11 protein-coding genes are annotated in these 14,472 nt (G+C 40.6%); 9 read left to right on the top strand and 2 right to left on the bottom strand.

From position 1 onward, the window contains the following. The first annotated feature begins 344 nt into the window (after positions 1–344). On the top strand, positions 345–1,724 hold the full coding sequence (nhaC, locus tag ACFX4I_RS00470; RefSeq protein WP_377418327.1) for a Na+/H+ antiporter NhaC: 1,380 nt from the start codon (positions 345–347) through the stop codon (positions 1,722–1,724). Between the two features lie 101 nt (positions 1,725–1,825). Here the strand turns inward: nhaC and ACFX4I_RS00465 are convergent, their stop codons facing one another. Next, complete coding sequence (locus ACFX4I_RS00465) at positions 1,826–3,019, bottom strand: FtsW/RodA/SpoVE family cell cycle protein (RefSeq protein WP_377418324.1); 1,194 nt, start codon at positions 3,017–3,019, stop codon at positions 1,826–1,828. A gap of 706 nt (positions 3,020–3,725) precedes the next feature. On the opposite strand from ACFX4I_RS00465, the gene ACFX4I_RS00460 reads away from it, so the two are divergent. The 4 genes from ACFX4I_RS00460 to ACFX4I_RS00445 all read left to right on the top strand — a co-directional run bounded on the left by ACFX4I_RS00460 (position 3,726) and on the right by ACFX4I_RS00445 (position 8,983). Further along, positions 3,726–5,285 carry an aldehyde dehydrogenase family protein gene (locus ACFX4I_RS00460; RefSeq protein ID WP_377418321.1) on the top strand — a complete coding sequence of 520 codons (1,560 nt, stop codon included), beginning with the start codon at positions 3,726–3,728 and terminating at the stop codon, positions 5,283–5,285. A gap of 259 nt (positions 5,286–5,544) precedes the next feature. Next, positions 5,545–6,327 carry a TerC family protein gene (locus tag ACFX4I_RS00455; RefSeq protein WP_230302068.1) on the top strand — a complete coding sequence of 261 codons (783 nt, stop codon included), beginning with the start codon at positions 5,545–5,547 and terminating at the stop codon, positions 6,325–6,327. Positions 6,328–6,944: 617 nt separating this feature from the next. Beyond that, the gene (gene sigI, locus ACFX4I_RS00450) at positions 6,945–7,688 is read left to right on the top strand and encodes an RNA polymerase sigma factor SigI (RefSeq protein WP_377418318.1); all 744 of its coding nucleotides are present in this window, start codon (positions 6,945–6,947) and stop codon (positions 7,686–7,688) included. Then, positions 7,685–8,983, top strand: coding sequence for an anti-sigma factor domain-containing protein (locus ACFX4I_RS00445; RefSeq protein WP_377418315.1), 1,299 nt, complete (start codon positions 7,685–7,687; stop codon positions 8,981–8,983). The genes sigI and ACFX4I_RS00445 overlap by 4 nt, the downstream gene beginning before the upstream one ends. A 56-nt stretch (positions 8,984–9,039) precedes the next feature. Here the strand turns inward: ACFX4I_RS00445 and ACFX4I_RS00440 are convergent, their stop codons facing one another. Then, positions 9,040–9,231 carry an alpha/beta-type small acid-soluble spore protein gene (locus tag ACFX4I_RS00440; RefSeq protein WP_034314196.1) on the bottom strand — a complete coding sequence of 64 codons (192 nt, stop codon included), beginning with the start codon at positions 9,229–9,231 and terminating at the stop codon, positions 9,040–9,042. A gap of 232 nt (positions 9,232–9,463) precedes the next feature. On the opposite strand from ACFX4I_RS00440, the gene ACFX4I_RS00435 reads away from it, so the two are divergent. The 4 genes from ACFX4I_RS00435 (at position 9,464) to ACFX4I_RS00420 (ending at position 14,442) form a co-directional block, all read left to right on the top strand. After that, positions 9,464–10,816 (top strand): TrkH family potassium uptake protein, encoded by a 1,353-nt coding sequence (locus ACFX4I_RS00435; RefSeq protein ID WP_377418312.1) that lies wholly within the window; start codon positions 9,464–9,466, stop codon positions 10,814–10,816. Positions 10,817–11,014: 198 nt separating this feature from the next. Then, a complete protein-coding gene (locus tag ACFX4I_RS00430; protein ID WP_377418309.1) occupies positions 11,015–12,337 on the top strand; it encodes an ATP-binding protein in 1,323 nt (440 codons plus the stop codon). 105 nt (positions 12,338–12,442) lie between these two features. Next, positions 12,443–13,672: an acyl-CoA dehydrogenase family protein gene (locus ACFX4I_RS00425; RefSeq protein WP_141992463.1), complete on the top strand. Its 1,230-nt coding sequence runs from the start codon at positions 12,443–12,445 to the stop codon at positions 13,670–13,672. Then, complete coding sequence (locus tag ACFX4I_RS00420) at positions 13,669–14,442, top strand: SDR family oxidoreductase (RefSeq protein ID WP_230302074.1); 774 nt, start codon at positions 13,669–13,671, stop codon at positions 14,440–14,442. Before ACFX4I_RS00425 ends, ACFX4I_RS00420 begins: the two co-directional genes overlap by 4 nt. Positions 14,443–14,472: the final 30 nt, after the last annotated feature.

Raw genomic sequence — 14,472 nt, 5'->3', positions numbered from 1 at the left:
TGCAGTTCATTTAGGTGGGACTACGACATAACTGAAAGAATTGTAGGGACATCGTTTGGATTAAGATAGGGCCTTATTTGGGGCTAAGCAAAGAAGAGGACTTATATCTTAAGGTATATTTAGCTGAACCTATACGAAGCGAAGTATGGGTTTTTGTTTTGTGATAAAAAGGAATGAAGAATCGAATTCTACTAAAATAGATTATTATTCCTTTGACATTCTCCCGAAACTCCTTTATATTTAGCTAGTACTTTAGTGCTTAAAAGCGTTTCAGTAATTGTGAGGGGTGAAAAGGTCCGATCCTTACCTCAGAGAATATACAACATGAAAGCGGGGAAATACACATGCGTCTTGAAGATGCAAAGCTAAAACTCTCCTTACCTGAAGCAATTGGGGTTTTGGCCGTTCTATTCTTAATCATTGCAACTGGTATCATACATTATGGACTTGCCCCCCATATTCCAATTATAGCGGCAATCCTATTTCTATTTGTTTATGGAAAGATCAAGAAGCTGCCATTTTCGATTATGGAAGCGGCTATCGTCAAAGGTGCAGTTTCTGGTATGGGAGCTATCTATATATTCTTTTTCATTGGAATGCTGATTTCAATCTGGATGGCAAGCGGGACGATTCCTACCATCATGTACTATGGTTTTGACTGGATTTCTGGTGAATATTTCTATGCGGTCACATTTTTGGTGTGTTCGCTACTTGGGCTCTGTATCGGGAGTTCACTTACAACAGCAGCCACAATCGGCGTTGCTTTCATAGGCATGGCGGCGGCGATGGATTTTTCGTTGGCGATCACAGCCGGTGCAATCATTTCCGGTGCATTTCTTGGGGATAAAATGTCTCCTGTATCCGACTCGACCAACCTTGCTTCCGGTACGGTTGGAGTACCATTATTTGAACATATTAATAATATGCTTTGGACAACGATTCCAGGTTTTTTAATATCACTAATCATCTTTTACTTCCTTTCACCGAATGTCAAACTGGCTCCTGTTGAGGAAATCGAAGTCATGACCAAAGCCCTGGAAATGGAAACGAACATAAGCATATGGAGTTTGATTCCATTTATCGTCGTTCTAGTCATGGCTTTGAAAAAGGTGTCAGCCATTCCGACATTGTCGGCAGGAATCATTTCGGCAGCCATCATCGCTTTCATTCAAACGCCTAATTTTACGGTTGCAAAACTAGCAGATATTTTATACGGCGGATTCGTACTCAAGAGTGGAATGGATCAACTTGACTCAATCTTATCGCGGGGCGGCATTGAAAGTATGATGTTCTCCGTTTCGATGGTGTTGTTGGCATTGGCGATGGGCGGACTCTTGTTTGAATTGGGAGTCATCCCTTCCATTTTAAATGCGGTCCAGGATTCATTGACGAGTGTAGCGAAAGTGATTTCGGCTACTGTATTTGCAGGAATCAGCGTTAATTTCCTAGTGGGTGAACAGTATTTGTCAGTAATACTGCCTGGGAAGGCATTTCAGCAAAAATATGAAGAATTAGGCTTGCAGCCCAAAACGCTTGCGAGGGTACTTGAAGATGCGGGAACAGTTGTGAACCCTCTGGTTCCTTGGGGTGTTTGCGGTGTATTTTTAACACAGGTATTGGGTGTTTCAACCCTTGAATATGCCCCATTTGCTTTCTTCTGCTTACTTTGTCCTTTGCTCAGTTTGATTGCTGGCTTTACGAAAATCGGTATCCATTATAAATGAAAAAACAGGCGGTCGGTTTCGACTGCCTGTTTTTTCATATGAACTTCAATAGGGGAAAACCCCCTGACATGAACAGTAATGTCAGAGGGAGAATTTTACATTTATTTTGAAGACGCAATCTCATCTTTTGGGATGGACACGACCATTTCTTTCTGTTCAAGTAAATTCATTCGCATTACGACATTTTGGTATATGCCCATTGAAAGCATGAGCAGCAGTAAGGAAGATCCTCCATAACTGATGAATGGAAGGGTGATTCCTGTAATTGGGATAAGACCAGTCACTCCGCCAACGTTGATGCCAACTTGAATGCCGATCATGGATGAGATGCCGATCAATAAAAGACTTCCAAAAGGATCGTTGCATTTTGCTGAAAGCACAAACCCCCTTAGGACGATAAAACCTAGTGTCAATAGAACGAACCCGACACCGAATATCCCGAGCTCTTCTGCAATGACGGCCATGATGAAATCAGTATGTGATTCAGGCAGGTACCCGTATTTTTGTACACTGTCACCGAGCCCCACTCCAGTAAGGCCACCGGATCCTATCGCGAATAATGAATTGACGAGTTGATACCCGCTTTCTCCTGCCTTTCCGAAAGGGTCAGCAAACCCCGTAAAACGAGACACCTTATTTTCTGAGAGGACGGATGAGAAATTACCTGTCACGAGTACTCCTAATGCGAATATCGCAACGAATATAGCAGTAATCATAGAGAGTTTGAATATACTCTTAAAAGACATCCCGGATGAAATGATCATGGTACTTGAAATCAGGAAAATGACTGCTGCCGTTCCATAGTCAGGCTGTATTCCGATTAAAAAACAGATGAAAACCAGAAAGAAAATCGGGGGGATGACGGCTTTATCAATACTATTGATTCGATCTTGCCTTTTTCCGTATATGGCGGCCAGATAAATAATCATCGCCAATTTGGAAAATTCTGCAGGTTGGATCGATTTTGTCCCTAACTTGAACCAGCTTGTAGCATTTCCAGCTGTATGGCCGAAAATAAATAGCATCAAAAGGATACCGGCCATTCCAAACATCATAGACATCAAGAACATTTTGTTTTTGTACATCTTATAAGGAAGGATCATCGTGACGATCATTGCCAGGAATGAAATGAGAAAGGCCGTTTTTTGTTTCTCAAAAAAGAAATCCATGGGCTGACCGTATCGAGCAACAGCAGTAACCATACTCGAACTGTAAATCATGACTAAACCAAACAAACAGAGTAATACGACAGCGATGAAAATAGGGAAGTCGTATGCTTTAATTATTCTTTTCACTTGTGCGCTCACCTCAAATATGTATGCGCGAAAAAATCGCCTTCTTATATAGTAACGGAAAATCGGCTATATAGATAATAATTTTTATTCGATAATATGAATTTATCCTCCATTACCCAATATTAAACACTAAAACCGATAAACTAGTCTCCCGGATGGCCTTTTTGCTTATAGCCGAATTTGGATTCCTATACATTACCTTCGATAGCAAACGTGAATAATCCTTTTAATAAAGAAAACTTTTTACTATATATTCCATTTATGCAGTGGTATAGAAATTACTATTCAAGGTTATTGATGACAGGGCTGTATTTCATTGGTATCACCAAATGAGTTGTAAAACGTGACGTGATGTCGCGGATACTGTAAACGAATTTGCTAAAAGAATAACTCATCTTAAGAGGTATACTTATTTAAGCTCCAATTATGTTGCAGGGAATCGGACAGGGATTTTATGGAGAGAGGGGAACGGTTGTGAACTTGGTTCCAATCGATTATATTATACAGGCTGCTGCGTCTCTGGCATATTAAAGAGTGGAATAGAGTCGCTATTTTTATGTCACTTAGAAAGGGCGTTTTGACAGCACTGCAGCCGAGAAGTTTTGCTGCATTTCAGGGAAGGGGTTCCTCCTCGGTCGATCTTTATTTAAAGGATAAAAATGATATGGAGCACCAATAAAAATATGGTAAAGCAAGGGGAGTAGTTATGGAAGAAATACATGACAAGTTGGAAGTGTTTTCTCCGGCAACAGGTGAGAAGATTGCGGAAATCGTCCCAACGCCAATGAAGTCGATTCCTCATATATATAAGAAATCAAGACAGGCGTTCCAATCATGGTCGAATCTTCCCATCAAGGAACGGCTGCACTATTTAAAACGGCTTCGTTTATTGATGGTTAAAAAAATGGATGAAATAGCTGAAGTCGTTTCAAAAGATACGGGAAAAGTGAAAATTGAAGCGCTGGTTGCTGACATCATGCCCACGATTGATGCAATCAAGCATATCGAGAAACATGCAGTGAAGACTCTTTCCGGACGGAAGGTCACCACCCCACTCATGTTAATTGGTAAAAAATCTTATATCCATTATATGCCCCGTGGAACGATTCTCGTCATTTCACCATGGAATTATCCGCTGCAGCTTTCCATGGTACCCATTCTTAATGCTCTAGCAGCGGGAAATTCAGTCATCGCCAAGCCATCAGAGGTAACTCCTTTAGTTGGGGTGTGCATCGAAAATCTGTTTCTTGAAGCAGGTTTCCCAGAAGGGACTATACAGTTTGCCCATGGAGGGAAAGAATTGGGTGCGGCATTAACTGAGCAAAAACCAGATTATATATTTTTTACTGGATCTGTTAGGACTGGAAAAATGATTGGTGAGGTCGCAGCAAGACACCTGATCCCAACGACACTGGAGCTGGGCGGTAAGGATCCGATGATCGTTCTGCGTGATGCTAACTTGGAGCGGGCTGTGAACGGGGCTCTATGGGGGGCTTTCACAAATAGTGGGCAGGTGTGCATGAGTGTTGAAAGGGTTTATGTGGAAAGACCTGTTTATAATGAATTCCTAATGCTTCTTAAAGAAAAAACGAAGTCCATGAGACAGGGAGTGCAATCGAACGATGATATCGGTTCAATGACTTTCCCGGCACAAGTTGATATTGTGGCTGGACACCTGGAGGATGCACTGTATAAGGGGGCCGTACTTGAAACCGGAACACCTCCGAAAGAGTGGAAAATGGGACAGACGCATTTCATTCCGCCGACAATTCTGTCCAATGTCGATCATTCCATGAAAATTATGAAAGAAGAAACGTTCGGACCCGTGTTGCCTGTTATACCTTTCGATACGGAGGAAGAAGTGATCGCCCTGGCAAATGAAAGTGAATATGGACTCAATTCCAGCGTTTGGACGATGGATAAGGAAAAAGCAAGCAGGGTTGCGTCACGGTTAGTAACCGGGGCGGTGACGATCAATGATGTGCTGATAACGGTTGCTAATCATCATTTACCATTTGGCGGTGCCAAACAAAGTGGGGTTGGCCGCTATCATGGCGAGCATGGATTGAAGATTTTCTGCCATGAAAAAGCGATCATGATCGATAATGGTAAAAACAATACAGAAATACAATGGTATCCATATGAAGGGAAATACACGAGTTTTTTATCGCTGTTTCAGAACTATTTTTCTGCCAAACCGAACTGGGTTCGTTTCGGCAAAGAATATTTGCGTTTGATGAAATTATCCAAAGGGAATCGAAAATGAGATCCATTTATAAAAAAGATTGTTATTTTCATAACTCGCGCGTATACTATTAATATACTTAATAACTGATTTTCCTTTTCAAAGGGGAGTAGCGTTAGGGTTCGCCCTAAAACAAAGTCGTCATTACGTGGATGTTAAACATTCATCGGCTTTGTTGACATGATTTCATGTTCAGCAAGACCTTTGCCTATATGGCAGAGGTCTTTTTATTTTGCCAATGCCAATAGGAAGGAAATACTAACTATTGGAGGTTGAATGGATGGAAGCATCAATATTATTGGAATATGGCTGGGTCCTTCTTATCTTGGTTGGATTGGAAGGGATACTTGCTGCGGATAATGCAGTCGTCATGGCAGTCATGGTTAAGCATTTGCCAAAAGAACAACAGCGAAAAGCCTTGTTTTATGGTCTGATGGGAGCTTTTGTTTTCCGCTTTGCGAGTTTATTCCTTATTTCCTTTCTTGTCGACGTGTGGCAAGTTCAAGCAATCGGTGCGATTTATTTACTTTTCATTGCTTTTCAGAACATTTACAAAAAATACGCTGGTAAAGGTGAGAAGGAAATCACGAAACCCAAAAAGCAATCTGGATTCTGGATGACCGTGGTAAAGGTTGAAGCGGCTGATATAGCTTTCGCAATCGATTCCATGTTGGCTGCCGTCGCACTGGCTGTTACACTTCCTGCAACAGGCTGGATGAAAGTAGGCGGTATTGACGGAGGGCAATTCGCTGTCATGTTCCTCGGAGGTTTGATTGGATTGGTCATTATGCGATTTGCAGCAACTGGATTCGTGAAGTTGCTTCATCAGCGTCCTTCACTTGAAATGGCAGCATTTTTGATTGTGGGTTGGGTTGGAGTGAAATTGGCTGTACACACACTTGCACACCCTTCATTGGCTGTCATCGATCATCATTTCCCTGAATCAACTCTTTGGAAATCAATTTTCTGGGCTGTTTTGATTGGAATTGCAGCAGGTGCATGGATCATTTCAAGCAACAAAGAAAAAAAAGAAAAAGAAGAGAAAAAAATACAGGAAGCTTAAAAAAACAGGCGAGCTGGTCACGCCTAGAGTTTGTAGTCAAAAGGGGTTTTACCTAAAATTTCAAAACAAAGTTGATTGGAACGAAAGGTGCGAGACTCCTGCGGGAAAAGCGCGTCGAGGGGAGACCCCGCAGGCGCATGGCGCCGAGGAGGCTCCCGGACCGCCCGCGGAAAGCGAGTGCCTGGAGTGGAAATCAACGTTTGAGGTTTTATAAACCTTCATAAAAACTGAAACAAACTTGATTTTCATCGAGTTTATATACAGTCTGTAGGCGTGCTGGTCACGCCTATTTTTTTTGCTTTTTAATGTATTTATGGAGATGACCCTCAAAAGCGCAGGTATGTTTACGTATGATATGTTAAAAGATGTGAATATTAAATTCCGGTTATAAAAATGACAATTGTCCCATTGTATTGGACGAAAACCCGGAAAAAGTTATTTTACTGTAATTGCACTGTAATAAACGAGAAAAAACTAAGTATTTTATCATGTTGATATATTATGTGATTTCATTTAAATTGCAAAAATAGTTCTTTTGGTACTGTCTTTTAGACTCCCTCCGCTTAAGATAAGTATGTTGATGCGTATTTTATGTTCAACAGGAGCGAGGTGAGCAAATGCTTGGATTGTTGTTTACAGCATTCAAAAAAAAGAGTTCTTTAGAAGAAACCGTATTGAAAATTCAACAAGGCGATATTAGCCTTCGTAATGATACTATAGAGTCATTCAAACCTTTTATTGCGAAAACCGTCTCATCAGTTTGTAAACGTTACATATACGAATCGGATGATGAATTCAGTATTGGTATGATTGCTTTTAACGAGGCAATCGATAAATATTCCCCGGAAAAGGGCCGTTCTTTATTGGCATTTGCCGAAACCCTCGTTAAACGAAGGGTTATAGATTATTTAAGAAGCCAATCCAAACAAAAAGAAGTACTATTGGATTTATCACTGAATGATGATAATGATCAAAGCCATATATATATCGATAATGAAAATTCCATCAATGAATACGAGAAGCAGAAGGAATCGGAAAGAAGAAAAGAAGAAATTCAGCTTTATATAAGCCATTTACAGGATTTTGGTCTGTCATTTGAGGATTTAGTTGAAAACTCTCCCAAACATGCAGATGCCAGGAAGGGAGCTATCATGATCGCTAAATTGTTAATGGAAGATGACGAACTGAAAGAAACCCTGTTTGCAAAAAAGCGGCTGCCCGTAAAACAGCTTGAGGGAAAAGTGGAAGTAAGCAGAAAAACGATTGAACGGAACAGAAAATACATCATTGCTGTGGCAATCATAATAAACGGAGATTTTTTGTATTTGAATGATTATATAAAAGGGGCTATCGATGGATGAAAAAAGGAGTTATTCTTTCAGTTAATAAGCGATATGTAACCCTATTGACCCCCGAGGGTGAATTTCTGAAAACCAAAAGGCAGGAACGGGTATATGAAGTGGGTGAGGAAATCACTTTTTCACCTGCTAAACAAAAGTTCACTCTTGCTTTTTCCAATTTTCATTCATCTTTCAAAAAAACGGCCGTGCTAAGCATTGCCTCCACCTTCTTGATACTCTTTTCGATTCTTCCTTCTTATTTCACTGGTCCCGTGTCGGCCTATATGACGATAGATGTGAATCCAAGCATTGAATTGGAGCTTGACGATGATTTAGAAGTTCTCAAACTTACCGGTTTAAATGAAGACGGCAAGCTTGTGATTGATCATCTGAAGGACTGGAAAGGCAAGAATATAAAGACTGTTACAAACCGAATCGTTGAAACGACGAAGCAACTTGGTTATTTGAAAGGAAATAAACAAATAGTCGTTTCCACAACGTTATTGGAAAAAAATAAAGAACTGGATAAGAATTTAAAAGAAAAGATAAAAGAAATATCTGAGCAGGATAATGTTTCTGATACAAGAATGAAAGTGATCCAGGCAACAAAAAGCGATCGGAAGCAAGCAAGGGAACAAGGCATATCCACGGGTAGGTATCTCGAAAAGAAGTTGAATGAAGATAAAGGAAAGATAAAAGTCAATAAGAGGGAGCCTGCTCCAGCGCCAGATAAAAAAGTCGAGGAAAAGGTTGTTATTCCGAAAGAGAAGGGCGTAACGCTGAGTACGGAAAACAAATCGGATGGGGAAAAGAAAGAAGAGAAGGATGAAATTGAAATAAAGCAAAAGCCGGCCAATGAAGCCAAACCGACTGAAAGGAAAGAACCGGGAACGCAATTTACCAAAATTAAGGAACAAACCGAACGGGTAGATACAAATGGAAAACGGAATTCTATAAATGGATACAAGGATAAAAGCAACAAGTCAAAAGGAAAATCGGATAGCGATCACAGCAACCAATCAAAGAACAAGCAGAAAAATGAAAAGAATGATAAAAAGTTCGATGTGAAAAAAGTTCCTTCAGCCAAAGAAAAGTATAATAATGATCATAAAAAGCACGACAGTCATGATAATCAAGGTAAGCAAAATAACCAGGATAGGCATGATAAACAAGGTAAGCAAAATAACCAGGATAGGCATGATAAACAAGGTAAGCAAGATAACCATGATAAGCAATATAAACAAGATAAGAAAGATTGGGATAAGTCGAAAAGGGGTAAAGGCAATAATGGAAATGGAAATGGACATAATGATTAAAAAGAGTCCAGCATGCAGCTGGACTCTTAGCCATGGATATTAAATTGTAATAAGAATTATTGACCTTTAAGTTGAGATTGTGCTTGTTGTACAAGACGTTTCGTGATTTCTCCGCCAACTGAACCATTGGCACGTGCTGAAGTATCGGAACCTAATTGTACACCGAATTCAGATGCAATTTCATATTTGATTTGTTCTAATGCTTGTTCGATTCCAGGAACAAGAAGGTTGTTACTGCTGTTAGCCATTTAAATCTCCCCTTTACTTTTTCAACGGCTTTTGCCGCTGTAATGATAGTATAAGTAGAATGTGGAGTTTTACTTATATGAACAGCATCAAACTTATTGGTAAACCTGCCTATTTGTTGTAAGTAAGACAGTTTTAAAAGAGAATGGAAAAAAGAATGAAAAAAGGGTAAACTAGATTTTTAATGGTTATGTGATTCGCATAACTATAAAGGAGTAAGAAAGGAAACTCTTTATGTTTGCTATCAAAAAAATATTATCAAAGTTAACACCCGCTCAGCTTATCGTCGGTTATTACTTTTTGGCCGTAAGTATCTCGACCATACTGTTGAGTCTGCCGGTTGCTCTTAAGCCAGGCGTGGAATTTAAATTCATGGATGCATTATTCACAGCCGTAAGTGCAGTTAGTGTGACAGGTCTAACAGTTGTTAGTTTACCCGAAGTATATAATGAGGTAGGCTATTTCATTCTAATGTTCGTTCTCCAATTTGGCGGTATTGGCATTATGACACTTGGAACGTTTTTCTGGTTGATTTTGGGTAAGAAAATCGGTTTGAAGGAAAGACAATTGATCATGACGGATCAAAACCAATCGAATCTTTCGGGGCTTGTTAAATTATTGATTCAAATCATTCAGATATTTGTCGTAATTGAAATGATTGGAGCTCTAGTTTTAGGCATTTACTTTCTGAATTATTTTCCAAACTGGAAAGAAGCCTTTTTAAATGGCTTATTTTTAGCCATAAGTGCCACCACGAATGCTGGTTTTGATATTACCGGTATTTCAATGATTCCATTTAAAGACGATTATTTTGTACAGTTCATCACGATTATCCTGCTTATCCTTGGAGCAATCGGGTTTCCTGTCTTGATTGAGTTGAAAGAGTTTTTATCCAATAAAGCCCGTACTTATAAGTTTCACTTTTCTTTGTTCACGAAGCTGACATCAGTCACTTTCTTTTCCCTTATCATTGGGGGAACGATCCTGATTCACTTGCTGGAAATGAACGGGTTTTTTAAAGGCAAGAGCTGGCATGAATCTTTTTTTTATTCTCTATTTATGTCATCGAATACGAGAAGTGGTGGCCTTACAACGATGAATGTGAGCGATTTCTCGGAACCGACCCTTTTATTGATGAGCATTTTGATGTTCATTGGAGCATCCCCAAGTTCAGTCGGGGGAGGGATAAGGACAACGACTCTGGCCATCATGATTCTATTTTTATGGAATTTCATGAGGGGAAGGCGTTCCATTAAAGTGTTCAAGCGGGAGATTCATCCCGATGATATTCGAAAGGCGACAGCAGTTATGATCATGGGATCGCTCCTTTGCATAATCGCGGTCTTCATTTTATCGATTACTGAGAATTTTACTTTGATGCAAATCATTTTTGAAGTATGTTCGGCTTTTGGTTCAGTTGGACTTTCGATGGGAATTACGCCTGAACTCAGTAATATCGGTAAAATTGTCATTATGATCATTATGTTCATTGGCCGTGTCGGGATAACGTCCCTCCTGTATATCATAGGCCATAAAGAAGTTACGGAAAATTATCATTATCCAAAGGAACGTGTCATCATTGGGTAAATGATTTAAGTAGAACAGTAACCTTTCCATCTAGGAAAGGTTTTTTGTTATGTTTGCAGGAATTATGGACAAAATGTTGAAATTTACCTATAAGTGAGTATTCAACCATTTTAACATACAAAAATATCCTTAATTTGCCCCCTTACTTTGAATTCAATCGGATGAAGTATAAATCATTTTGGTAAGGAGGTGGAAGAAGTGAAGAAATATACTGGAAGGATCATTGTCCCTGCCCTTTTCTTCATATTGATATTACCCTATATAGGGTGGCTGGGGCATGAAGAACGAAGGTTTTCCGCCTTTGCAGGAATATATTTAATCGTAATTTTAACCATTGCCTGGTGTTTGGGTGCCATCTTCGATCATAACCGGAAAACGATTGCTTTGTTGCAGGATAGCGAAGGGCGTTATCGCATTATCTCCAATTACTCTAAAGAATTGATCAATAGCTTCAATGAGGTCATTTTCCAAACGGATGAAAAAGGGAAATGGTTGTATTTAAACCCGGCATGGAAATCGATGAGTGGTGCAACCGTGAATGAATCCCTGGGCCTTCACTTTTCTAAGCATATGGATAACGCTTCTTATCAAGAGGTATTAAAAGCCTTTGCGGACTCCTTTCATCGAGGGGAAAAATATTTTCGTGCGGACATTAAACTAAATGCGAAAAAGGGACCAAGTTGGGTTGAAGCATTCGTTAAACTAATTTACGATGACACTGGGAAATTCATCGGGACGGCGGGCATATTATCGGAAATCAATGAACGTAAACATGCGGAGGAAAAGCTTGTGAGTCTAAACGAACACTTGGCAATCACATCAAGCAAATTATCAACGGCTGCCCAACTTGCGGCAGGGATTGCACATGAGGTCAGGAATCCGATGACAGCGATAATGGGATTCGTGAAATTGATTAAAGATGGCGGTTCCGAAAAGCAGGAATACTATGATATTATTTTTTCGGAAATAAATCGAATCGAGCAAGTTCTGAATGAACTCTTGCTGCTATCGAAACCTGCTGAGGCGGTTTTTCTTGAGAAGGATTTAAAGGAAAGCTGCAACCATGTCGTAACGCTGTTGGAGACAAACGCCGTACTGAACAATATTCAAATTCATAAAAATTATGATTCAGAACCTATTTTTATGTACTTTGATGAAAACCAAATCAAGCAAGTATTAATAAACATGATAAAAAATTCCATAGAATCGATGCCGAATGGCGGAAATATTTTTGTGAGCATAAATGTAAAAAATGGGGAAGTTTTTTTGAGCATTTTGGATGAAGGGGAGGGTATCCCGGAAAACTCCCTTCAAAAAGTAGGAGAACCATTTTTCACTACAAAAACATCAGGAACGGGATTGGGTCTTTCCGTTTGTTTTAGAATCATCGAAAAGCACGGCGGAAAAGTTTTCATCACAAGTGAACTGAAAAAAGGTACGAAAATCGTTTGTATCTTTCCTACCGTCCAACAAAGGGAATATAGTGAGAACGAAATGGTCCGGATGCAGGGTCGCGAATGACAAGAAAATAATGATTTAATCGTTGAAAAAATCTGGAAATTATGTATATACTTTAAGAGTAATAACATACTAACCGGTTAGTAAGTTTAAAAGGAGGAATTCAATTTGAACTTTGAACATACTCAAAAGGTGAAAGATCTGGAAAAGAAGTTAACGGAATTCATGGAAAAGCACGTCTACCCAAATGAATCAATATACAAAAAGCAGCTCGAAGCACAAAAGAGCCGCTGGAGTGAAATACCCCCGATTTTATCTGAATTGACGGCAAAAGCAAAAGAAGAAGGATTATGGAATTTATTTTTACCTGATAGCGGTTATGGCGCGGGTTTAACAAATCTAGAATATGCCCCGCTTTGTGAAATCATGGGTAGGTCGTCGATAGGGCCTGAAATCTTCAACTGTAATGCGCCGGACACTGGGAATATGGAAGTGTTGGTGAGATACGGTTCAGATGAACATAAAGAACGCTGGCTGAAGCCCTTGCTTGCTGGGGAAATCCGCTCATGCTTCTCGATGACAGAACCGGAAGTGGCGTCTTCCGATGCGACCAATATCGAATGCAGGATAGAAAAGACGGGTAATGAGTATGTCATAAACGGCCGAAAATGGTGGTCTTCAGGAGCAGGCGATCCTCGATGTAAGATTGCCATCGTCATGGGTAAGACAGATCCTGAGGCGTCCAAGCATGAACAACAGTCAATGATTCTTGTACCGCTGGATACACCGGGTGTCAAAATTGAGAGAATGCTCCCTGTGTTTGGTTATGATCATGCCCCGCATGGCCATGCCGAAATCACTTTTGAAAATGTGAGGGTCCCGGCAACGAATATTCTATGGGGTGAAGGCAAAGGATTTGCGATTGCCCAAGGAAGACTCGGACCCGGAAGGATACATCATTGCATGAGGCTGATCGGCGCTGCTGAAAGAGCTCTTGAAGAATTATGTAAGCGTATTCAAAATCGTGTCGCTTTTGGTAAAACATTGGCGAGACAAGGTGTGATCATGGAGTGGGTTGCTGATTCACGCATTGAAATCGAACAAGCAAGACTTCTGACCTTAAAAGCTGCTTATATGATGGATACTGTCGGGAACAAGGAAGCGAAGGCGGAGATTGCCATGATAAAAGTGGTGGCACCAAATATGGCATTGAATGTGCTGGACAGGGCCATCCAAGGCTTTGGAGCTGCAGGGATTTCCGATGATTTCCCTTTTGCTGCACATTGGGCAAATGCACGGACTTTAAGGCTTGCTGATGGTCCCGATGAAGTTCACCGCTCACAAGTTGCTAAGATAGAGCTTCGAAAATACCAACAAAAGCATGAGGTGAAAATATGAAAGTTACCGACTTATTCGATCTAACTGGAAAGACGGCGATCATAACCGGTGGAGGGAGAGGATTGGGAGCACAAATAGCGACCGGCTTTGCCGAAGCTGGGGCAAATGTCGTTCTTTGTTCAAGGAAGAAGGAGGCATGCGACGAAGTTGCTTCACAAATCGAAAAGCTTGGAGTCAAGGCGCTTTCCCTGAAGTGTGATATCACCAATCCATCAGATGTACAGGAAGTTGTTAACGAAACTTACCGTGAATTTGGTGCCATCGACATTTTAGTAAACAATAGCGGGGCATCCTGGGGGGCACCAGCCGTCGACATGCCCCTTGAAGCATGGCAGAAGGTGATGAATGTCAATGTAACCGGAACCTTTATCATGAGCCAGACAACAGGCAGGATCATGATTGAGCAGGGACATGGGAAAATCATAAACATCGCTTCCGTTGCCGGATTAGGGGGGACCGACCCGAGAGTGCTCGATACGGTCGGATATAATACAAGTAAAGGGGCGGTCATTACTTTAACGAAGGATTTAGCTGTTAAATGGGGGCAGCATAATATCAATGTTAATGCAATCGCACCCGGATTCTTTCCGACAAAAATGACGAAAGAGGTTCTTGAGCAAGGAAAGAATCCTATCTTGGATTCCACGCCGCTAAAAAGATTAGGGAGTGATGATGATTTGAAAGGGGCAGCGGTTTTCCTGGCCTCAAGAGCATCCGATTTTGTGACTGGAAATATCTTGATTGTCGATGGGGGGGCACATGCAAAGTAATGAAAGGTAAGTAAATATGGCTGGAGGGTA

The organism is Peribacillus sp. YIM B13472 (assembly GCF_042788005.1).
GTDB lineage: Bacteria > Bacillota > Bacilli > Bacillales > DSM-1321 > Peribacillus > Peribacillus simplex_E.
The sequence above is the reverse complement of the archived record's forward strand: the minus strand, read 5'-3'. Positions and strand labels throughout refer to the sequence as shown.